The sequence below is a fragment of the Verrucomicrobiota bacterium genome (genome assembly GCA_038744685.1).
In the GTDB taxonomy this organism is placed as follows: Bacteria; Verrucomicrobiota; Verrucomicrobiia; order Opitutales; family Puniceicoccaceae; genus Puniceicoccus.
The window spans coordinates 25513-44755 of the sequence record JBCDMB010000012.1 but is presented as its reverse complement, the minus strand read 5'-3'; the positions used below and the strand labels follow the sequence as shown (position 1 = coordinate 44755).

24 protein-coding genes are annotated in these 19243 nt (G+C 50.6%); 15 read left to right on the top strand and 9 right to left on the bottom strand.

The window, feature by feature from the left end; translation table 11 throughout:
• The first annotated feature begins 1 nt into the window (after window position 1).
• A complete protein-coding gene (locus tag AAGJ81_08860) occupies window positions 2-283 on the top strand; it encodes a hypothetical protein (GenBank protein MEM0966242.1) in 282 nt (93 codons plus the stop codon).
• A 242-nt stretch (window positions 284-525) separates the two neighbouring features.
• Here the strand turns inward: AAGJ81_08860 and AAGJ81_08855 are convergent, their stop codons facing one another.
• Window positions 526-822: a hypothetical protein gene (locus tag AAGJ81_08855; GenBank protein MEM0966241.1), complete on the bottom strand. Its 297-nt coding sequence runs from the start codon at window positions 820-822 to the stop codon at window positions 526-528.
• 9 nt (window positions 823-831) lie between these two features.
• On the opposite strand from AAGJ81_08855, the gene AAGJ81_08850 reads away from it, so the two are divergent.
• The 14 genes from AAGJ81_08850 (at window position 832) to AAGJ81_08785 (ending at window position 10819) form a co-directional block, all read left to right on the top strand.
• A complete protein-coding gene (locus AAGJ81_08850) occupies window positions 832-1305 on the top strand; it encodes a phosphohydrolase (GenBank protein ID MEM0966240.1) in 474 nt (157 codons plus the stop codon).
• Window positions 1306-1434: 129 nt separating this feature from the next.
• Window positions 1435-1995 carry a GNAT family N-acetyltransferase gene (locus AAGJ81_08845; GenBank protein ID MEM0966239.1) on the top strand — a complete coding sequence of 187 codons (561 nt, stop codon included), beginning with the start codon at window positions 1435-1437 and terminating at the stop codon, window positions 1993-1995.
• A gap of 40 nt (window positions 1996-2035) precedes the next feature.
• Complete coding sequence (locus AAGJ81_08840) at window positions 2036-2722, top strand: SAM-dependent methyltransferase (protein MEM0966238.1); 687 nt, start codon at window positions 2036-2038, stop codon at window positions 2720-2722.
• A 421-nt stretch (window positions 2723-3143) separates the two neighbouring features.
• Complete coding sequence (locus tag AAGJ81_08835) at window positions 3144-3842, top strand: phytanoyl-CoA dioxygenase family protein (GenBank protein MEM0966237.1); 699 nt, start codon at window positions 3144-3146, stop codon at window positions 3840-3842.
• A gap of 31 nt (window positions 3843-3873) precedes the next feature.
• Window positions 3874-4431 (top strand): GNAT family N-acetyltransferase, encoded by a 558-nt coding sequence (locus tag AAGJ81_08830; GenBank protein ID MEM0966236.1) that lies wholly within the window; start codon window positions 3874-3876, stop codon window positions 4429-4431.
• 250 nt (window positions 4432-4681) lie between these two features.
• Window positions 4682-5026: an SdpI family protein gene (locus AAGJ81_08825; GenBank protein MEM0966235.1), complete on the top strand. Its 345-nt coding sequence runs from the start codon at window positions 4682-4684 to the stop codon at window positions 5024-5026.
• Window positions 5027-5087: 61 nt separating this feature from the next.
• Entirely contained in the window at window positions 5088-5612 is a 525-nt protein-coding gene (locus AAGJ81_08820; GenBank protein MEM0966234.1) for a GNAT family N-acetyltransferase, read from the top strand.
• A 24-nt stretch (window positions 5613-5636) separates the two neighbouring features.
• Window positions 5637-6323 carry a class I SAM-dependent methyltransferase gene (locus AAGJ81_08815; protein MEM0966233.1) on the top strand — a complete coding sequence of 229 codons (687 nt, stop codon included), beginning with the start codon at window positions 5637-5639 and terminating at the stop codon, window positions 6321-6323.
• Window positions 6324-6357: 34 nt separating this feature from the next.
• On the top strand, window positions 6358-6861 hold the full coding sequence (locus tag AAGJ81_08810; GenBank protein MEM0966232.1) for a GNAT family N-acetyltransferase: 504 nt from the start codon (window positions 6358-6360) through the stop codon (window positions 6859-6861).
• Window positions 6862-7253: 392 nt separating this feature from the next.
• Window positions 7254-7748, top strand: coding sequence for a GNAT family N-acetyltransferase (locus AAGJ81_08805; GenBank protein ID MEM0966231.1), 495 nt, complete (start codon window positions 7254-7256; stop codon window positions 7746-7748).
• 368 nt (window positions 7749-8116) lie between these two features.
• Complete coding sequence (locus AAGJ81_08800; GenBank protein MEM0966230.1) at window positions 8117-8566, top strand: phosphoribosyltransferase family protein; 450 nt, start codon at window positions 8117-8119, stop codon at window positions 8564-8566.
• Between the two features lie 14 nt (window positions 8567-8580).
• Window positions 8581-9528: an acetamidase/formamidase family protein gene (locus AAGJ81_08795; GenBank protein MEM0966229.1), complete on the top strand. Its 948-nt coding sequence runs from the start codon at window positions 8581-8583 to the stop codon at window positions 9526-9528.
• Complete coding sequence (locus AAGJ81_08790; protein MEM0966228.1) at window positions 9525-10352, top strand: DUF3891 family protein; 828 nt, start codon at window positions 9525-9527, stop codon at window positions 10350-10352. Before AAGJ81_08795 ends, AAGJ81_08790 begins: the two co-directional genes overlap by 4 nt.
• Entirely contained in the window at window positions 10349-10819 is a 471-nt protein-coding gene (locus AAGJ81_08785) for a RidA family protein (GenBank protein ID MEM0966227.1), read from the top strand. Before AAGJ81_08790 ends, AAGJ81_08785 begins: the two co-directional genes overlap by 4 nt.
• Window positions 10820-10846: 27 nt before the next feature.
• Here AAGJ81_08785 and AAGJ81_08780 read toward each other — a convergent pair whose 3' ends face one another.
• The 8 genes from AAGJ81_08780 to AAGJ81_08745 are packed head-to-tail and all read right to left on the bottom strand — an operon-like array spanning window position 10847 to window position 19146.
• Complete coding sequence (locus tag AAGJ81_08780) at window positions 10847-11848, bottom strand: bile acid:sodium symporter family protein (protein ID MEM0966226.1); 1002 nt, start codon at window positions 11846-11848, stop codon at window positions 10847-10849.
• A complete protein-coding gene (locus AAGJ81_08775; protein MEM0966225.1) occupies window positions 11845-12618 on the bottom strand; it encodes a creatininase family protein in 774 nt (257 codons plus the stop codon). The genes AAGJ81_08780 and AAGJ81_08775 overlap by 4 nt, the downstream gene beginning before the upstream one ends.
• Before the next feature lie 14 nt (window positions 12619-12632).
• Entirely contained in the window at window positions 12633-13202 is a 570-nt protein-coding gene (locus AAGJ81_08770; GenBank protein ID MEM0966224.1) for a hypothetical protein, read from the bottom strand.
• Window positions 13199-14428 (bottom strand): amidohydrolase family protein, encoded by a 1230-nt coding sequence (locus AAGJ81_08765; GenBank protein MEM0966223.1) that lies wholly within the window; start codon window positions 14426-14428, stop codon window positions 13199-13201. The genes AAGJ81_08770 and AAGJ81_08765 overlap by 4 nt, the downstream gene beginning before the upstream one ends.
• On the bottom strand, window positions 14425-15675 hold the full coding sequence (locus tag AAGJ81_08760; GenBank protein ID MEM0966222.1) for an amidase family protein: 1251 nt from the start codon (window positions 15673-15675) through the stop codon (window positions 14425-14427). The genes AAGJ81_08765 and AAGJ81_08760 overlap by 4 nt, the downstream gene beginning before the upstream one ends.
• A 13-nt stretch (window positions 15676-15688) precedes the next feature.
• Window positions 15689-16495 carry a fumarylacetoacetate hydrolase family protein gene (locus AAGJ81_08755; protein MEM0966221.1) on the bottom strand — a complete coding sequence of 269 codons (807 nt, stop codon included), beginning with the start codon at window positions 16493-16495 and terminating at the stop codon, window positions 15689-15691.
• On the bottom strand, window positions 16492-17550 hold the full coding sequence (locus AAGJ81_08750) for a hypothetical protein (protein MEM0966220.1): 1059 nt from the start codon (window positions 17548-17550) through the stop codon (window positions 16492-16494). Before AAGJ81_08750 ends, AAGJ81_08755 begins: the two co-directional genes overlap by 4 nt.
• Window positions 17551-17553: 3 nt before the next feature.
• On the bottom strand, window positions 17554-19146 hold the full coding sequence (locus AAGJ81_08745; GenBank protein MEM0966219.1) for a GTP cyclohydrolase: 1593 nt from the start codon (window positions 19144-19146) through the stop codon (window positions 17554-17556).
• Window positions 19147-19243 lie beyond the last annotated feature (97 nt).

Here is a 19243-nt window from a genome sequence, read left to right as displayed (position 1 = left end):
AATGTATAAGGCGACACGTATAAGCCCGATGGTCCCATCATACAGTGTTTCGGAAACGAAGGAATTCTTCACCGACATACTCAAGTTTGAAGTCATTATGGATTCACCGGACTACTGCATCGTGGGCCTTGGGAGGATTGAGATTCATATCCAAAAAGCTGGAGAGGATATAGGAGAAATGAGCTTTTACATGACAGTAGATGACATCGATAGGGTATGGAGCTTACTGAAAGAGAAGAAGGGATTTTTAAAGGGCACTTCGATTAACCTCCTTTGGACGTGACGAAAGCAATTTTGGTTTTGAGCAAGGCGACGGCTTCGCTTGGCGGGCTAGAAGCCCGTCTGCGAAGCCGCAACGCGGCTCAAATCCAAAAGGGCCTCGCCCCTAGGAGGTTGCGGCAGCACCGGTTCCGGGCAGCGTTAGCGGAGAGGTCCGAGGGCCTCTGGCCCGCAAACCTCTCCGCAGCCTCACCCGGATTCCGGCGGTGCCGCAATCACGAGCCAAAGGAGGTTAATCGAAGTGCCCTAAAAATACGTGAGCCATTCCAACAGCCGTATGGAATGAGAGAAGTCCATGTGACTATCCCCTACACAAAAACCCTCATGTTTATCGGCCAACCGTCTGAACCAGTCGATAGAGGCAACGGCTAGAGCCGTGCTATTCCTCAACAACAGCTTAAGAGAATGGATCATACGACTTCCAGCCGATTCAACGAACTTTGCCGTCGGGCGGGAGTAGCGGACGAGACGGCTTAGAGCACGTTCCGAGAACTGAAAGGGCTCTACTCCGACGAGAATCGTGCCTACCACAATCTGTCGCATATTGACCGAATGCTCTCTTGGTTGGACGCATCTGGACAGCATTCGGACGAAATAGAGTTCGCGATTTGGTTTCATGACGCCATCTACGATCCACTAGATAGCCACAACGAAGCACAGAGTGCACAATATTTTGCGGATCGAATCGGTTCATTCGTCGGAGGAAAGCTGACCGACGACGTTGAGCGCTTAGTTGTGGCAACCGATCCAAAACGCTCCAGATCAGGTAGGGAGGATGAGGATCTAATCATTGATATTGATCTGAGCATCCTTGGATCGGAGCCAGAAGATTACGAGGCCTACCAGACTGCCGTCAGACGCGAATATTCCTCCGTTCCGGAGGCACAGTTTTCCGCAGGTCGGAGATCGATCCTTCAGTCGTTTCTCTGTCAGCGCATCTACGCGACCGAATTCTTTAGTCAGCTTGAAGAACAGGCCAGGTCGAACATCAAAGGCGAACTAGAGGCCCTGCAAACCGGCAAGTAAGAACAAGACGCGGATGATCAACTGCCTTCTCTCTCCGAGCCGAAGACGAAATGAACGTTCAACCATCAACCCTAGGGTCGGTGAGCGTTGTCAGCAGGCAGCGTGATCGCTATGCCGTTCGCAAACAATATGAAGCGTTTTCCTACAATACAGACTACGCGTCTAACCCTTCGGGGGTTCAGAATCGAAGAGGCTAGCCGGGTGCAGAAGCTCGCTGGGAATCCAGCGGTAGCCAAGACTACGCAACACATTCCACACCCGTATTTGGACGGGATGGCGGAACGGTGGATTTCGACACACTTGAAGCAGTTTTACCACCAAGAGGGAATTACATTTGCGATAGAGGAAAGAGAAAGCGGTGAGCTTATTGGTGCGATTGGACTTGAATTCAATGCCTCTCAAAAAAGAGGAACGCTGGGCTATTGGATCGGAACGCAATTCTGGGGTAAAGGATTCTGCACCGAAGCAGCGAAAGCGGTTATTGAATATGGATTTACTGAGATGAACTGTCACAAGATTGAGGCAAACCATATGAAAGAGAATCGAGCCTCGGGAAGAGTGATGGAAAAGTGTGGAATGAAACACGAAGGAAGCTTAGCTGACCACACCCTTAAGAGTGGCCGATTTCACACCACTGAATTCTACGGTATAACCAAGAGCCAACAGGGTAGTGGTGGCAACTTTGGCTAGCGCAGTCGTTGCCATCCTTTAACCTTCGGAGAAAAAGGACATGCCATTATCACTTGAAAAAGTCGTTCCCTGGGGAAGATCACTGGATGAATATCGGCTGATGTTTTCTCTCTCAGATAGTGACTTGAGGAAAAGGATTGTTGGATGTGGAGATGGCCCGGCTAGCTTCAATGCTGAAATGAGTGAAATCGGGAACCGCGTTGTTTCTTTCGATCCATTATATCGCTTCTCGGGCGAGGAAATCGCTGCCCGTTTTGAAGAAAGCGTCGATCTTGTAATCAACCAAGTGAGGGCAAGTCTGGATTCCTGGACGTGGGCCTATCATCGCGACCCAGAGAATCTCCTTCTCAATCGGCGCAGAGCCTTGAGGCTGTTCCTAAATGACTTTGAAAAAGGCAAAAGAGAGGAAAGATATGAGCTGAAAGAGCTACCAACAGTAGAATACGCTGATCGAGAGTTCGATTTGGCTCTTTGTTCCCACTTCCTGTTCCTCTATTCTGATCATTTTTCCTACGAGTTTCACCTGTCATCGATACTTGAAATGTGCAGGATTGCGGAAGAAGTCAGAATTTTCCCTGTCCTCACATTGAAGCAGGGTAAATCCAAATACCTGGAGGGTATAATCGACTACCTACGGGGCTCAGGCATGTCAGCTGAGGTCAGGCGGGTTGACTACGAGCTACAGTTAAATGGTAATGAGGCTCTTTTTATCAGACAATTCGATTGATGTGGTACTGAGCACCTGCCTTCGCTTTTCGAGTTTTTAACTTCAGGGCACTTCGACTAACCTCCTTTGGACGTGACGAGAGCAATTTTGGTTTTGAGCAAGGCGACGGCTTCGCTTGGCGGGCTAGAAGCCCATCTGCGAAGCCGCAACGCGGCTCAAATCCAAAAGTGCCTCGCCCCTCCTTTCGATAAGACTCAAGGCCCTGAGCCTGCCGAAGGGAAGGGGTTGCGGCAGCACCGGTTCCGGGCAGCGTTAGCGAAGAGGTCCGAGGGCCTCTGGCCCGCAAACCTCTCCGCAGCCTCACCTGGATTCCGGCGGTGCCGCAATCACGAGCCAAAGGAGGTTAATCGAAATGCCCTTCCTAGAAACTGCTGCGAGCCAGACGGTGTTCAAGAGCTCATGCGCTGCATTCGCGCAAACAATGAACGACTTCCATTCACAAGGGTTTGAGATCGTCCGTGAGGTTTTCACCAAGGACGAAGTGGAAGCCATGCGGGAAGAGGCAGATCGGCTTTCGAAGAACGAAGGTTCGGCTTGCGTTCGGCACATTCGGAGCAAATCGAAGGAATTCAACCAACTGGCGAAATCAGTGCGGCTTCAGAATCTCCTCTCCAAAGGACTATCACCTGTAAGGAGTATCCTCTTTGACAAGACTCCACAGGAGAATTGGCCAGTTACTTGGCATCAGGACCTCACGATCACGGTCGAAGAAAAATGCGAAATTAAAGGATATGGCCCTTGGTCGACCAAAGATGGTTCTGTCCATGTCCAACCGCCTGTTGAAGTTCTCGAAAGAATGATGACGATCAGAATTCACCTAGACGACACACCACAGAAAAACGGAGCGCTTAGAGTCATCCCTGAGTCCCACAAGAGAGGAAAGATAGAATCGCGAGAGGTTCTCTCACATGTGAACGCTTCAGAAGCGATATGTGCATGTGGCGCAGGCGACGTTCTGTTAATGTCTCCTTTGATCCTTCACTCATCTAAGAGATCTGAATCACCCAAACGAAGAAGGATTCTGCATTTCGAATATGCACGACTAAACAGCCTAGACGATAGGTTGTCTTGGCATGAACCCTCACAAAGCGAACCAGTCGCTTCGGGACAACATCGTTAATGCGCCGCGCCTCTTCTCACCGTTTCCATCAATGACAATAATCGAAACAGAACGATTATTGCTTCGGGAGTTTGAGACCGCCGATATCGATTCATTGGCGTATATCTTCGCAGATGCCGAAGTCATGAAGTTTAGTCGTGGGATTAAATCGCGAGAAGAGACCCGGGCTTGGCTGGCAAAGTGCAGCAATAATTATTCAAGCTTTGGATTCGGACTTTGGGCTGTGGTTGAGAAAAGTGGACAGGAAGTGATCGGTTATTGTGGGTTATCCTGTTTTCCTGATATCTGCGGGCAGAAAGAAGTTGAAGTCGGCTACCGGTTAGCACGTTCTAGATGGGGATTTGGTTTCGCGACTGAGGCCGCCTTAGCAGTTCGTGAATATGGATTCAATGTAGTCGGTCTAGAAAGGCTCATTGCTTTAGTCGATCCAGATAATACGGCTTCGATTCGGGTGGCTAGGAAGATTGGTATGGAATTCGAAAAAGAGGCTTTTTTAGAAGGATATGACTATCCTGATCATGTCTACTCGATCGAAAAACAGCCGGGGGATAAGGAGCGGAACCGCGTAATCGCTTCAAGGGGCGAGTGATTCGTTTCGTTGGATCCATCGCTTCGCGATTGCCGCAATGCGGCGCTGCGATGGAGCCGTCTCTCTTGGATCTCCCACTTTCACAAAGACTTTGGTGGACCAGATTGAGGTTAAGAGGCCAGCTACCTGTTTACGAACAGCTTCTCAGTCCGTAAACAGAGGAAGGAATTAACTCCGGGATTGCGCTGTGATCAGCGAACTCACTATCGTCACAGCGCTGATTTTCCTTTGTCTCCGTTTTCCGAAACTCATGAATCCCGAAACCTACGCCTTCGTAAATATCGGAATCGCGATCTTGATTTCAGGTCTTAGCATCCCACTGATTCTACGGAAGGTTCCTATGAACCACTTTTACGGAGTCCGTTTTCCGCAGTCATTCAAATCAGAAGAAGCGTGGTTTGAGATCAATGAGTATGGAGGCAAAGCCCTTTTGGTCTCGGCACTTCCCATATTTCTGTCCGGCGTTTACGGTCTGATTCAGAAGCCGGAGAACTTTTTCTCAATCGGAACTGCCATCTTGGTGATTTCACCGATGACCAGTTGTTTGATCAGCTACTCGAGGGCTCGGCAGATTGACCACGAGAACAACGGCTAACTAGGTTCGTCAGCCAACTGCGAAAGGTAGGTTGGCTGAACTTGGATGTTCGTTGAAAGAAATGTTAACCATCCGAAGAATCCAGCGTTGTGAAGGGGCTCTTTTTCGGGATCTGAGACTCGCGGCGCTCAAGAGCGATCCTTATGCGTTCTGTTCGACGTACGAAACAGCCATAGAACGTTCGCCGGAAAGTTGGTGTCAGCAGGCCGATAGCACAGCGGAAGGTTCTACACGTTCGACATTTATTGCCTTTCGCGAGGATGAGCCAGTAGCCATTGCAGCAATCTACGGAAGCGAAGAAAAAGAAGGTGAAGCTGAAGTGCTTCAGGTTTGGATTACCCCGGATTTGAGGGGCTCTGGCCTCGCTAAGAAAATGATGGATACAGTTTTTGCTTGGGCTGAGAACAACGGCTTCTCAAAGGTCATTGGCGAAGTAACCAAGAACAACGGAAGAGCGTTGAGTTTTTACAGGAACTACGGGTTTGAAGTAGTTTCCGAAACCGTATCTGAGATAAAGATACAGAAGACCATTCGGTCGAACCGATCGGTAGTTCAAGATCCGGAAGCTTCGTCTTCTCGATCCTGACACGTCGCCCCTGTGTGAGAAGAGATGATCGTCCAAGAGATGCAGGTCTACTATGGTCAACGTGCTTCCGAATATGACTCTTCGATGGGTTATGATGACCCGAGCGTGATCGAAGGGCTTCATCCTGTAATTCGGGCGCTCAAGAAAATCGCAAAAAGGAAGCGGGTCCTGGAACTCGCATGTGGTCCCTGCTTCTGGACGGGGCAGATTAGCGACGATGCGGATTCGATTACGGCAACTGACTACAATGAGACCACCCTGGAACAGGCGAGGAAAAAGGAGCTGCCATGGCAACGAATCACTCTGGAACAAGCCGATGCCTATGACTTGAGGTCGATTTCAGGCGATTTTGACATGGTGATGGCGGTTGATTGGTTTGCCCACGTTCCCAAATCAAGAATTCCCGGTTTTCTCTCCGGAATCACCCAAAGGGTTCCGGAGGGAAGCTCAATTGTATTTATCGACCAGCTTGCGGTTTCAGGTTCTTTCAGTGGAAAGTTCGACGAGGAAGGAAACCACCTTCAGGAACGGAGCCTCGCCGGAGGTAAGCGCTTCCGGGTGATTAAACACTTTTTCTCAGATGAGGAGTTTCACGAATGGCTCGAACCTCACACGGTAAATATTTCGATCAGAAGGTTTCCTGAGTGCAGGCGCATTCTAGTCCATGCAAAAACAAAGCATTGTGCTCCGGATTGCGGTGGCACCATCTAGCTGAATCGGAACACGTTGAGGTTCTTTGAAAAACATGAGTAAGAACGACCTTGTCGAAGTTCCAGAGAGTAAGAAGGCTGTGCTTCGGCAGCTGTTCGAGCTCTATGAATATGAGCTGTCTCCATACACAGGCCATCAAGTCAACGAATATGGATGTTTTGGATACCGATATTTCGACAACTATCGGACAGAAACCGACCGTTATGCCTACTGGATCATGGTCGAATCAAGAATCGCAGGATTCATCATGGTGAACAGTTATTGTGAGGTTGCGAAGGATCCAAATGCAAAAACGATAGCAGAGTTCTTTGTTATGAAGACGTTCAGGCGCCAGCGAATTGGTCAAAGAGCAGCCGTAAGAGTATTCAACCTGTTTCCCGGAACGTGGGAGATTCACCAATTCGTGGAAAACAAGAAATCAATGATCTTTTGGGAGAATGTGGTTGATGAATACACGTCGGGAAATTTCGAAAAGCAAGTAATGATCACGGAGGATGGTGAGCAGCAAGTCATTCTCTTTAACAATGCTGGAGTTTAGGGCACTTCGATTAACTTCCTTTGGCTCGTGATTGCGGCACCGCCGGAATCCGGGCGAGACTGCGGAGGGCGAGACTGCGGAGAGGTCTGCGGGCCAGAGGCCCTCGGACCTCTCCGCTAACGCTGCCCGGAACCGGTGCTGCCGCAACCCCTTCGGGGCGAGACACTTTTGGGTTTGAGCCGCGTTGCGGCTCCGCAGCCGGGCCACTAGCCCGCCAAGCAGAGCCGTCGCCTTGCTCAAAACCAAAATTGCTCTCGCCACGTCCAAAGTAGGTGAATCGAAGTGCCCTTTAGAACAAGACGGAAGCATCCACTCGGTGAAAGGCTCTGACCTCCATTCCGTGTGGCATTTTGACTTTTCTTAACTGCTCTTCCTAGCACGCAACCAGAAGCATGAATCGACACAGGGATTGCCCTTCTGCGAGCAAGTTTGGTAGCCTCTCTCTCCCAATTGTGTTGATGCCTCAGAGAATGGTTTATGATCTAAGACTAGAGACTCCATCTGTGACGGACTATATTGCTATTCGCCTAAAGGCTGGCCTATCGAGAAAGTCCAAAGAGGCGGCCGCGGTCGGTCTGGCAAACACTCTTTTCTCTGTGGTAGCGTATCACGGGAATGAAAGAGTTGGAATCGGACGAATCATCGGAGATGGAGGTTGTTTCTTTGAGGTGACAGATGTGGCTGTTTTGCCAGATCATCAAGGTAAAGGAGTAGGAAGCCTAATTATGGAATCGCTTGCCGATTTCCTGAAGAGGAATGCGCCTAAGACGGCCTTTGTGGGTCTCTTCGCCGAGCAGGGCACTCCGGAATTCTACAACAAGTTTGGATTCAACAAAGCGGAGTCGGCGGATTTACTGGGGATGTACATGAGAATTCCGGGGGAATGAGTGAACGGTTGTTAAACTGCGCCTGATACAAAGTATGATCGCAAAAATCGAAATCGGTATCGCAATCGAAAGCCCTCGAGACCCGATATCGAATCCCGAGTATGTTCCATTTGAGCAGCGAAGTAATATCAACGAAGCTGGATGACAGCTCCAGCATCCAACCCAACATTCGATGCCGGTAGTTTACGTTCAGCGAAAGAATAATGAATCCCGAGATCGATCTACTTTTTTAGAGATCTAGTTTGAATTCGTTGCCAAAGTAACACGTCCCCCCTTTTTCGCTCCTTAAATTGGAAACTTCTGTTCAGCGAGGGTAGTTGGGTCCCGGCGGTTCTTGCCTTTGGAACAGGATTTGCTTTCCGTCCGGAATGGAACAACAACCGCTTTCGTGGTCTGAGCTTGGGAATCTAATCTCTCAGTTGACTGAGCAAGTGCGTGCACTGCACTGCCGTGAGCCTATTGACCGGCTCGTTGGAATTAGCCGCGGTGGTCTTCCGATCGGTGTGTGCCTGTCCCACCGGCTCGGTCTACCTTTTACACCTGTAGAAGTGAGAAGCTACCGCGAGGATCGGACTCAAGGGGATGTCGTTCTGGATACGCCTGAGGAGGTTCTCAACCGATGCACTGGGCATGTGCTTTTGGTTGATGACTTGGCGGATAGCGGTAGGACCTTTGCGTTTTTGCTAGAGAAGTTCAAGGAGCTCACAGGCCCGAAAATTACGATCGCGACTCTTTACTACAAACCCACCTCTGTAATCGTTCCTCACCATTACGTGGAAGAGACCTCAAAGTGGATTGTCTTCCCCTGGGAAGAATAGCAGTCTTCCCACGTATGGATTTCTTTCTCGACCGATCAGAAGTCGTCAATCGATGGAATCGGGACTACCCGGCTCGGCTGACGATCAAGTCCGGCGACACAGTTAGTTTCGAAATGCGTGACTCTAGCGACGGTCAGGTTTCGCCGGATATGACAGCCTCTGATTTCGGAAAAATCGATAAATCCCGTATCCATGCACTTACCGGACCCGTTTGTGTAGAAGGTGCTGAACCGGGGGATCGATTGGTTCTGGAAATTCTTGACTACCAGCACGAGGGTTGGGGCTGGAGTGGTCTTGTGGATGGGCTCGGGTTATTGGCGGACGACTTTTCGGGATCATTCTTGCATACTTGGCGTTTTGAGGGGAATGAAACGAGATCGATGCCTGGGCTGACGATCCCTCTTCGTCCGTTTTGTGGAATTATCGGAGTTCAGCCCGAGGAAAAAGGGGAATTCCGCACGCGACCACCCGGCAAATTTGGAGGAAATCTTGACGTAAGGCATTTAGTTGCGGGGAGTCGTCTTCACCTTCCGGTCCAAATCCCTGGTGCCGGTCTTTGTGCAGGGGATGCTCATGCAGCCCAAGGAGACGGAGAGGTATGCCTAAACGGGATGGAGGCACCCATGACGGTGCGGATGAAGGTAGAGTTGCAAAAGGATCGTCCTCTCCCGGGACCCTACCTCGAATGTCCGGGTGAGCTGGAGCCTCCTGAGTTTGCCGAACATGGATACCATGTGTTCATCGAGTCTGACCCTGATCCACGTGAGGCAAGCAAGCGGGTAGTCAGACGCGCAATTGACTACCTCGTTAAACGTTTGGGTTTGTCGCGGGAGCAGGCGTATATCACTTGCAGTGCAGTAATCCGTCTAAAGATCAGTCAATTGGTCAACGAGCCTACGATGACGATCTCAGGGTACTTTCCCGAAGCGGTTTTCGACGAACGTTCTACAGTGACGCCATGATTCGTATCGAAGAGAGAGACTCCTGGCTCTTGCTCGAGCATGACAAGCATGCTGCGTTGGCGGGGGAATTTGCGCGGCATTGGAAGAATGAGCGATTTCTTCCTCCGGAACCTTTCGTTCACGTGTTGGACGCTGTCTCCCGGCATGACGACAGTTGGAAAGAGGTGGATGCAAATCCCAACCTGACCCCTGAGGGAAACCCGTCGGCTTTTTCGAGCGAGCTGGTGGGAACTTATGACGCCTTTGAGGAGATCGATTTGGAGGACTACCTGTCGGTACGTGGAAGGGCTACGGAAAAGGCAGCCCAACGAGATTCCTATGCTGCGGTCTTAATTTCCATGCACACGGTGAATCTGTTGACCGAACAGGCTGATTTGAGTCAGCTCAACGAAGAGGAAAGCCGAATTCACGGCGATTTTATTGCCGGACAACTTTCGCGTCAGAAAGAGTTGGTGGAAGGTCTGCGGGAAACCGGTTTTCCAGAGGCGGCTCTCGCGGAGGAATCTTTTCGGTTGGGCTTCGAGTTTCTTCAGGGCTGCGATAGCTTATCCCTTTTGGTAGGCGTCGATTTCTCTTCTCCCTCTCAATTGCGGCATGCCCAGCGAACCCGCGACGGACGGAAGACCGAGATAGGTTTCGAGCCGAAAGGGAAGGGAATCTTTCAACTGGATCCTTACCCATTTGACGAAGAGGGCCTTGCGTTCTGTATTCCTTATGCACGTGTTCCTAAAGAGGCCACCGGAAGTCTGGGAGACTTTCGCAGGGCTTATCAATCTGCAGAAAGAGTATCTAAGGAGATCTTCTTTTTCCCGAAGCCATCATGACTGGTGCGGAAACACGATTGATTGAGTTGGGCCTCTCTCTTCCCGAGCCTCCGAAGCCCGGAGGAAACTACCTCCCGTTTCGTAAGGATGGAAATCTCGTTTTTCTAGCAGGTGTCATTAGCTGCTCTCCGACCGCAGGCGAGTTTATCGGGCAAGTGGGCGAAGACTTATCTTTGGAGGATGGTTATGAGGCAGCACGGGTTTGTGCACTCAACGCTTTGGCGGTGATGAAGACGATTACGGGATCTTTGGAAGACGTAGAGCAAATTCTTTACGTCGGCGGCTATGTGAACGCGATTCCTGCATATGGGAAGAGCCCTTCCGTGGTGAACGGAGCGTCCGATCTCTTTGTCGCCGTTTTCGGTGATTTGGGAAGGCATGCCCGTGCCGCCGTTGCCGTCGCAGGTCTACCGATGAATGCCGCGGTGGAGATTCAGGTGAACTTCAAGCTTCGGGATGGGTCTTAAAGCTGTCTGAATCAAGCTGTCGGTTTGTTATCCAACTGACTTCTCCGCATACTTTGCAAGGCGAGGGCTGAGCCATCCTCCTAGCACGAGCTGGGCAGGGTGATACACGAGGAGAGGGACCATCAGTAGGCTTAAGTCGGCGTGGAGGCCGTCTTGGCCGAAAATCATTACCGAGAGTGGTAGACCCACAGCGAGGGTCTTCTGGCTCCCGCAAAAGAAAGCTGCGACTCGGGTAGGCGGATCGAGGCGGATTAGGCCTGAAAGGAACCAGACGTAAAAGGAAGCAACCGCGAGAAGGACTAGTGCCCCAATAAAGGTGAGCAATAGCACAGGTCCCTCGATAGTAGTCCAAACGTCCTCAGTAAAGCTCTGGCAAAAGGCAGCATAAACGATGAAGAGGATTACGGTATTGTTGAATCGTCGAATCCCGACTTTGTGCCTTTCGGCCCAACCTTTCAAGAACCAGCGGCATCCCTGGCCTAAAAGTAACGGAAGGATAATCTTTAGGAGTATTCCGATAAGAATTGGACCGACCTCAATTTGCTGGAAGGTCCCACTCAAGCCAAGAAAGCCCAGGCAAAGAAAAGGCACGAGAAATATGCCACCCACGTTGGAGAGGGTAGTGTTGAAAAGAGCTCCACTTACGTTGCCGTTCGACGTTGTCGTTAGCGCTATTGCCGACGCAATGGTCGTAGGAAGGAACGAGAGGTATAAAAAACCCAGACGGAGATCTGGTTGGGCAAATTGGCTCGAGAATGCGGCTAACGCTGCAGAAACAACGACCGGAAAAAAGAGAAACGTAGTCGTCTGAACGCAGAGATGTAGCTTCCAGTCTGTAAGGCCCTTTTTCAGCTCGCCGAGTGGAAGCAAAACTCCCTGAAGAAAAAAAATAAAAAAGATCCCTACTGCCTTAAGCAGAGGAACTGGAAGAATACCAGACTCGGAACCGAATTCAGGAGCTAGCGCGGCAAGAAGAATGGCAACTGCGATTCCAACCACAAAGGAATTGGCAGTAAGCAACTGCTTCATCCGCTAACTTTTTCTCGGATCTGCTTCAGGAGCACGTCAATGACCCCGGTTACCCATCTTTCTCCATCTGAAGCTGATGCGAGAGTCGCGTCCCCGAGAGTGCCGCTCGGGGTAAAATCAGCGATTTTCCAAGCGAAAGTGGCGAAATGGTTCTCCGCGGCGAAAGAGCCTTTTGGAAACCGGTCGTCCATCCAATAGCAGTCCGCCTTGTCCATTTCGACCATATCCGGACAAATGGCGAGCATGAGAGAGGTTTCATATTGTCCTGCGTGGATACCGAACTGTTCTTCCCTGGGATCAAGATCGGTAATCGGATGCGAATCGAGAATGGATGCCTTGATTCCAAAGGAGGTTTCAATTTCTAACACGGTCGTTTGTAGCACAGGCTGATTCCCACCGTGCGTATTCAAAAGGGCGATTCGGGAGAATCCCATCTGCTTGACTTGTTCGGCGGTCGAAAGCACCTGTGCGCGAAATGAATCGCCTGAAAGGCTCAGGGTTCCCGGGTAACCGTCGTGTTCGTTGCTTTTTCCTATCCAAATGGGAGGTGCAAACCAGACGGGCTCATCCTCATTAAGACCTGCGATTAGTCTGGAAACGAAGGAAGTGCCCAGAAGGGAATCCACTCCAACTGGAAGGTGTGGGCCATGTTGCTCGATGGCACCTGTGGGAAGAATGATGAGTGCTTTTGAATTCCGGGCTGCCTCCCGAATCATTTTTGGCGTCATCGAAACCAAAAACCGCTGGGAACGTGTGTTCTCTTGAGTCATTTTACAACCATTCCCTAAAAGGGAGGATTCGCAGGAAAAGCGATTACCTCACGAAGTAGTGCATCCAAAGTTCTTTCTTCAGCGACAACCCCGGCTTCAGAAGAACCGAATTCCAATTGGATCGTGAATACCCTCATATCAGAGTATATCCTCAATTCACGGGCGACCGTGTCTAACCACGGACCAAGGATTGGGTTTGCGTGAACAAATACGATTTTTCTTACGTTTGCCTTCTGGACAGAGTCGGCAATCTCAAAAAGGGCTTTCGATGCGGCAGGAAGGCTTGTTCCAAATAGTATTTCCGGGACAAGGTTTGGGACTCGGTTAAAAGAGGGAAGAATTCGGAACGATGAGTGGAGATTCGAAGGTTGATTTTCCCCGGAAAAAAATGATTGGCAGGCGACTTCGATTTGCTTCCAGACTACCTCATATTCGCGGTTGAGTGGGACATCATTGCCGCGGTTTACAAAGGCACAAACCGGTTGGATTGCCATTCGCGGGAGGACTTCCGAACTCGGTTCGAACCCTTGCCATGGCAACGAGTGCCACGCCATATCCGCGTCGATCTCAAAAAGCCCACTCATGAACGGCGATAATGAATTACTTGCCCGTCCCTGACTGTTTGGATAATATCGCCCGGCTGGCAGCGGGTGACGACCGAAGCAATCGCGTGGTGTGAAGTGGAAAGAAGAGGTGAAGAGAAGTCGAATTCAACAAAAGAAGCGGTATTCCCTACCTCGAGGCTTCCGGGAAACCAGTTGCCCCAGCAAGTTCTGCCTGGGTTGGTAGTTACCATTTTGAGGACCACGGCAGGGTCTACCAAGTTCTCGTTTCCAGTTTGTGATCGGACGAGTTTGTAGGTGAAGTCGAGTTCGGGAAGGAGACTGGGACCATTGAGCATTCCGTTGTCAGTCCCTAAAAGGACCGGAATGCCCGCATCGAGAAGTCGAGCTACCGGGGGCAGTGACAGCCCGAGGGTCGCGTTGGCCCGCGGATTGACGACCGCGGGAATACCTGCCTCAGCGATCTCGTTGATTTCTTCTTCAGTGGCTACGGTCAAATGGACGATCAGATCAGGATCCAGTGACTGGATTGCTCTGGTCAGATCACCCTCACCCGTCCTTTCCCAACTAGTGCTTCGATAAGTTCCGTCTTCGAGACAATGGATGGCTTTTCTCTTTCCTGCCTGAACACAAATCTCATTGATCTCCTTCCATGCAGTGTCGGTAAGATCGTTCATGGTGCTTTCTGAGAACCCATCGGACAGAGTGAGGAATTCCTTGAGCTCATTGACTGACTCTTTGGGGAGAGAAGATACATTCTCTTCCAATTCTTTTTGGGTGAAAGGCAACTGATCGAACTGGCTCAGAATTACTGACCGAACACCCGTTCTATCGGATGCCTCACGAAGACGGGTGCAGCCCACTGATCCCTGTTCTCGGAAATCAATATGCCCAATCGTTCCCGACGCTGCCATGCCGGTAAGAAAATTCTCGATTGCTTGGGAATGCTTCTTTGCGGCAACTGCGGCAAGCGAGCGATACTTGAAGCCATCAGGCCGGAAGAACCCTTCTGCGAGAGTCAGTTTGGTAGCCGCGTCAGCAAGGAAACAATCGCCCACGTGGGTGTGACCATTGACAAAACCCGGAACGATGACTGATCGGCTACCGATCGGTGTGGGAGCCTCTCCGGTGACCGAGATCGATGAAATCGAGCCATTCTCGTATTCAAATGACGAGCACAGGACAGGAGATAGCTCTTGGCCAAGCAACACGACGCAATCTTCAATTTTTCCGGATAGGTCGTTCATGATTGTTCCTGAGAGATCATTGCCTGAAAAAGGGAAGGCAGGACTCTTTTCCATCGGTCTGGTGGAAGCAAGCACTGGAGCGCGCAGTAAGGGTTTTCCTTAGAGCGAAAGGGTAGGGTGATCGCAGATAATCCAGCGAGGCTGGCTGGCGACGTTAATTGAAGCAGTCGCTCACGATCCCTAGGCGACATCCTCTTGCGGGGAACGTCGCCCGGAGTGACCGGTAGGAAGACAAAATCGAACTTCTCGAATAGCTCAGAAAAGGCCCTTTTGACTCTTTCCTGAACTAGATGGGCTTTCTGAATTTCTCCGGAACTCCAAGACAGGGCTCTTAATATCTTTGCAAGAACAGATGGGTCGTATTGGGCGCGATATCTCTCGATCCAACCCTTGTGGACTTCGTAAGCCTCTAGACTCTGAACAATTGAAAATGATTGGGAAACAATCGGTGCAAACAAGTCAGGTAGATTATCGCGGTGGATCGTTGGGCTTGAGATTTTGGTTTTTGCAGAGGTCGGAACAGGTATCTCGGGAAACTCGATCTGAAGACCTCGGAGGATCGTTTCCTGTTCGGAAAGGTCAAGGTCCAGTAGGGCTTCTGAGACTGAGATGAGGTCCACCAAGTTGTGTGTCATCCATCCAACGGTATCGAGTGAAGGGGCAAGAGGTATGCAACCTTCGTGGGCCCATGGGTTAGGCGGAAGGCGCAGGCCAAAAAGTCCACAGAAGGCGGAGGGTACGCGAATGGATCCTCCTGTATCCGTGCCGAATCCAACGTTCACCAATTGTTTTGCCACTGCCCAAGCACTGCCGCTACTGGATCCGCCCGAGACGAAGTCGGGTTCGAACGGATGTGGGCAATCTCCGTAATGAGGATTCGCTCCGTCCAAGCCGTAAGCAAATTCGTTCATTTGGGTTTTGCCGAGAATAGTAAGTCCTGTTTCCCGGATTTTCTGGACGAACGGTCCATCACGATGAGGAGATGGCCGCACCTCCTCGAGAAAGAGGGATGACGCGCGGGTGGGAAATCCTGCGACGTCGAAATTGTCTTTAATGAGGCAAGTCATTCCCGCGAGTGGCTTGTTTGTAGACTTTGAAACCTCATGTTCAGCAACGGTAGACTCCGTTGGAGTTAACTCGGAAAATACCGCCCTTTTTAGTCCTGCCGAGAACGTGTTTACTTGTTCGTAAAAGGCTGAAACTGACGGGGTATCTTCCTTTACGTGAGTCTTGACAGTGTTCTTCACGGACAGAATTGAGCTAGATGTTCTCTTCTTCGACTGGATTCCTGAGAACTCCGATTCCTTCGATTTCGATCTCCACAGTATCACCGGGTTTCAGAAAGCGAGGCGGATTTCGGGCGGTTCCAACACCCGGCGGGGTGCCCGTCAAAATGACGGTTCCTGGTAAAAGAGTGGTGCTTCCGCTGAGAAAAACGATCAGGTCTTCGACGGGAAAAATTAGATCGCTTGTCGAAGAGTCCTGAAAAGTTTCGCCGTTGAGGCGGGAGCTAATGTGAAGGTTATTCGGGTCTCCAATGCTGTCTGGAGTGACCAGTAAAGGTCCAAGAGGGCAGAACGTATCAAACCCCTTTCCTTTGCACCACTGGCCACCACTGTAAATCTTCTGCCAATCTCGTGCACTCACGTCGTTCGCAACAGTAAATCCTGCGACGTAGGACAATGCCTCTTTAACGGAAGCATTTTTACACCTCTTGCCGATTACGATGGCGAGTTCCGCTTCAAAATCTACCTGTTCGCTACGCAGCGCCCGAGGAAGGAGAATCGGTTCTCCAGTACCAATGACTGCAGAGGGGGACTTCATTGTAACTACCGGGAAGTCAGGGAGTGGCTGGTTCATCTCCATGGCGTGCTCGCGATAGTTCAATCCAATAGCGAAAAGAGTGGAACCGAGGGCGATCGGAGCCAGAACCGAGGCAACTTGGATCTCCTCATCGGTCCCAACGAAACCAGTAGTAAGATCTCCTTCACAGCGGTAAAAGTCTCCCTCTCGGGAAGTCGCGTAGGTTTCATCACCGGATTCCAAGGCCACCCGAAACACTCTCATGATTCCATCTCTTTCTCCTCAAACGGACTTGCCAGAGAATACCCTTCTTTATCCAGACCTTTTCCGGGCCAGTCGACCAGGTCTACGCCGTACTCTGCAGCTGCCTGAAGGGTGATTTGGTTGAGAAGGCTCTCGTAGTAAAAAATGGAATACGGCTCAGGAAGTGGAGACGAGAAGGCCCTCGCAGGATTTATCCGGTCAAAAAGGGGTCCTATCTCCTTTAGGAGGGTGTGGTCTGCTTGGCTTTGGGAACTGAAGATCCATCGGCTCGATGGATTTTGCGTCTCCGCTTGAAAGGGCCCGTGTGAGTAGTCGAACACATCTCGGCAAGAAGGAGCTCGGAGAAACAAAGTTTCTAAAATCTTCGCACTCAGGTTCTGCGCGTAGAGGACCGTAAGGTCAGTAAAGTAGAAGTCCACTCCGGCTAGAATCTCTGCCGCGAGCTTATCGGTGGTTAGGTCGTCCAAAGGAGGATGTTCAAAAAAAGATAGGATTTCTCCAACTGGGATATTCCGTTCACTGAGTGAAGATCCGATTAGTAGTGCCGATGCCATTGTGCAGACTGGACCGATCACCCGAGGAAGAATCTCGAACTCGTTTTCGAAAGGATGGCAGAAGATGGTTGCTCCTTCCTCTCTGACTTTTTCGAGGAGGTCTGCCCGATCAGGTTTTCCGGCCGCCCTTTGGCCCTTGGTCGTGGAAGAGGTAATCAGGGTCAGGCCGGAATACGACTCTCGTCTTGCAAGTGCGATCTGGGCGTTGGGTGCTAGCCCTTGGGTAAAAACAATGAGGTACCGGGAGTTCTCTTCTGCTGGCTTGGATTGATAAAATCGATTTAGGGGAAGAAACTCTGCAGGGATAGACGTCCATTCGTTCAGTAATCTCACTAGGTAACGAGCAGCGGCTTCGGAGCTTCCCAAACCCGTGGCGACTACCCCTGATGATGATCGAAGTTTTTCTGGATGCGGAAACACCGAATCAAACGTCTCGGCAAGAAACTGCGGAATCTGGGAGATTCTGTCTTTGAGAATCTCAAGGCCTGCACTGGCGGCCATCGATCAGCCTTCTGATTCCAGGAAGATCCAATTCACCACATTGAGTCCACTCCTGTGAAGGGCTTGGGCGTATTCATTCTTCTGCACCAAACTATTTGGGGAATTCATAACCATCTGAATGTTTAGGCTCGGGAGGTGACTCTTTAAAACCTGAAACGCCACTTCATAGTCGCGTTGGTCAAAGGGAATTCCAAGTTTTTCATAGGAGTCTCTGGTTCCCCTGCTCCGGTTTTGCTCCATTAGCATTCTATCCACTGCAAAAGCTCCGAATCCTGCTCCTCTGCCGTCCTGGTATACCAAGACTACTGCGCCACTACCATAGCGAACAATGTGCTGGATGGCCCGATTGTATTTGGCTTTGTTGTCATCCACTTTGACCGGGAATCGATTGAGAATGGATTCGCTTTGAATTCGGACAATTGGGCTTTCGTAGGGTTTCGGTTTGCCATGAGTAAGCACCACAAAGTCATCACCCGTCACGATGTCGTAGTAAACGTGAACGCGAAACCAATACGGTTCAAAGAGAAGGCCCTGGAGAGGATTACCCTCCGCACTTTCATTGGCTCTTTTCATGGTCTCAGGGTCTATCTTCAGCATGAGCCGATTTCCCCGCAGAGACTCAAACTCCTTGATCAGCGGATGGATACCCGTCGTGTATTCTTCAATCGCAGAGTCGCCTAGCATGCTCCGGACTGCCTCGTACGAAACCACAATCTCGTCGTCAATAGGGCGCACTGGAAGGAGATAGCTTGCCATATAAATAAAACGCTCAGCCTCCGTCAGCCGCTTCGGTTTGAATGGTACTACTGGTTCGGGAAGCTTGATGTCGGCAAGTGGTATTTCGTTGGGACGCGATAGCTCGTGTCCCGATTCTTTTTTCGACTTCAGGTAGAATAAGTTGAACGGTCCCGGTTCGAACTCGATGGTCTCTGTTCGGGCAACGGTGAGACCGTTCCTCTCCATCGCTGCGACTTTGTCCGGATTGTTGGTCAGGATTACCCATTCTGCATCAATTCCGAGTATGTGCACGATATCCGCAATGTTGAGATACTGCCGGTAGTCTTTTTTCAGACCAAGGAGTCGGTAGGCATCGAATGTCGAGAGGGTGTCACCACTCGCCTGAACCAGCATTCGATCACGCGCTTTGGCTGAGTAGCCAACCCCTCTTCCTTCCTGTAGAAGATAAAAGAGGACTCCATCTCCGCTTTTCGCAATCTTCTCCATTGCTCCTTCCAACTGCTGAACACAGTCGCAGTCGCATCCGCCCAGGGTTTCGCTGGTGACGCAACTGGAATGCATGCGGGTGTAAAGAAGATCCGCATTTTCAACGTCTCCATAGGTGAGCGCAATGATGTAGCCTTTGTGAATAATGTCCTGAAAAATGCAGGCTCGGAAATCACCGAACCTAGTTGGAACCGCAGTGTAGGCCAAATAAACTGTTGTTCCGTGGACCGGGTGATCGGAGAAATTTCCCTTTTCTAAAGTTGAGGCGTTATAGGAATAGTCGCGTAGCCACTCGGGCAGATTATTGAGATCAATCGTCTTCTTTACTTCAGTTTTTTTCGGGGCGTCTTTCACATCTGTTGGAGCGCTCATAGGCGTTACTAAAGCAGTGTTTGTGCCACGAGTCGAAACCAGAATGATGCGAAAGCCTGAGGCGTCGGGATTCGGGAGGGAAGATATTCGGGTCTAT

Excerpts from the sequence above, each read along its gene's own strand:
- AAGJ81_08835 (MEM0966237.1), top strand. The coding sequence starts at position 3,144 with ATGAACGACTTCCATTCACAAGGGTTTGAGATCGTCCGTGAGGTTTTC.
- AAGJ81_08840 (MEM0966238.1), top strand. The coding sequence starts at position 2,036 with ATGCCATTATCACTTGAAAAAGTCGTTCCCTGGGGAAGATCACTGGAT.
- AAGJ81_08765 (MEM0966223.1), bottom strand. The coding sequence starts at position 14,428 with ATGAACGACCTATCCGGAAAAATTGAAGATTGCGTCGTGTTGCTTGGC.
- AAGJ81_08810 (MEM0966232.1), top strand. The coding sequence starts at position 6,358 with ATGAGTAAGAACGACCTTGTCGAAGTTCCAGAGAGTAAGAAGGCTGTG.
- AAGJ81_08795 (MEM0966229.1), top strand. The coding sequence starts at position 8,581 with ATGGATTTCTTTCTCGACCGATCAGAAGTCGTCAATCGATGGAATCGG.
- AAGJ81_08745 (MEM0966219.1), bottom strand. The coding sequence starts at position 19,146 with ATGAGCGCTCCAACAGATGTGAAAGACGCCCCGAAAAAAACTGAAGTA.
- AAGJ81_08805 (MEM0966231.1), top strand. The coding sequence starts at position 7,254 with ATGAATCGACACAGGGATTGCCCTTCTGCGAGCAAGTTTGGTAGCCTC.
- AAGJ81_08845 (MEM0966239.1), top strand. The coding sequence starts at position 1,435 with ATGAAGCGTTTTCCTACAATACAGACTACGCGTCTAACCCTTCGGGGG.
- AAGJ81_08750 (MEM0966220.1), bottom strand. The coding sequence starts at position 17,550 with ATGGCCGCCAGTGCAGGCCTTGAGATTCTCAAAGACAGAATCTCCCAG.
- AAGJ81_08785 (MEM0966227.1), top strand. The coding sequence starts at position 10,349 with ATGACTGGTGCGGAAACACGATTGATTGAGTTGGGCCTCTCTCTTCCC.
- AAGJ81_08820 (MEM0966234.1), top strand. The coding sequence starts at position 5,088 with ATGTTAACCATCCGAAGAATCCAGCGTTGTGAAGGGGCTCTTTTTCGG.
- AAGJ81_08830 (MEM0966236.1), top strand. The coding sequence starts at position 3,874 with ATGACAATAATCGAAACAGAACGATTATTGCTTCGGGAGTTTGAGACC.
- AAGJ81_08755 (MEM0966221.1), bottom strand. The coding sequence starts at position 16,495 with ATGAGAGTGTTTCGGGTGGCCTTGGAATCCGGTGATGAAACCTACGCG.
- AAGJ81_08825 (MEM0966235.1), top strand. The coding sequence starts at position 4,682 with ATGAATCCCGAAACCTACGCCTTCGTAAATATCGGAATCGCGATCTTG.
- AAGJ81_08855 (MEM0966241.1), bottom strand. The coding sequence starts at position 822 with ATGCGACAGATTGTGGTAGGCACGATTCTCGTCGGAGTAGAGCCCTTT.
- AAGJ81_08780 (MEM0966226.1), bottom strand. The coding sequence starts at position 11,848 with ATGAAGCAGTTGCTTACTGCCAATTCCTTTGTGGTTGGAATCGCAGTT.
- AAGJ81_08815 (MEM0966233.1), top strand. The coding sequence starts at position 5,637 with ATGATCGTCCAAGAGATGCAGGTCTACTATGGTCAACGTGCTTCCGAA.
- AAGJ81_08860 (MEM0966242.1), top strand. The coding sequence starts at position 2 with ATGTATAAGGCGACACGTATAAGCCCGATGGTCCCATCATACAGTGTT.
- AAGJ81_08850 (MEM0966240.1), top strand. The coding sequence starts at position 832 with ATGCTCTCTTGGTTGGACGCATCTGGACAGCATTCGGACGAAATAGAG.
- AAGJ81_08775 (MEM0966225.1), bottom strand. The coding sequence starts at position 12,618 with ATGACTCAAGAGAACACACGTTCCCAGCGGTTTTTGGTTTCGATGACG.
- AAGJ81_08800 (MEM0966230.1), top strand. The coding sequence starts at position 8,117 with ATGGAACAACAACCGCTTTCGTGGTCTGAGCTTGGGAATCTAATCTCT.
- AAGJ81_08770 (MEM0966224.1), bottom strand. The coding sequence starts at position 13,202 with ATGAGTGGGCTTTTTGAGATCGACGCGGATATGGCGTGGCACTCGTTG.
- AAGJ81_08790 (MEM0966228.1), top strand. The coding sequence starts at position 9,525 with ATGATTCGTATCGAAGAGAGAGACTCCTGGCTCTTGCTCGAGCATGAC.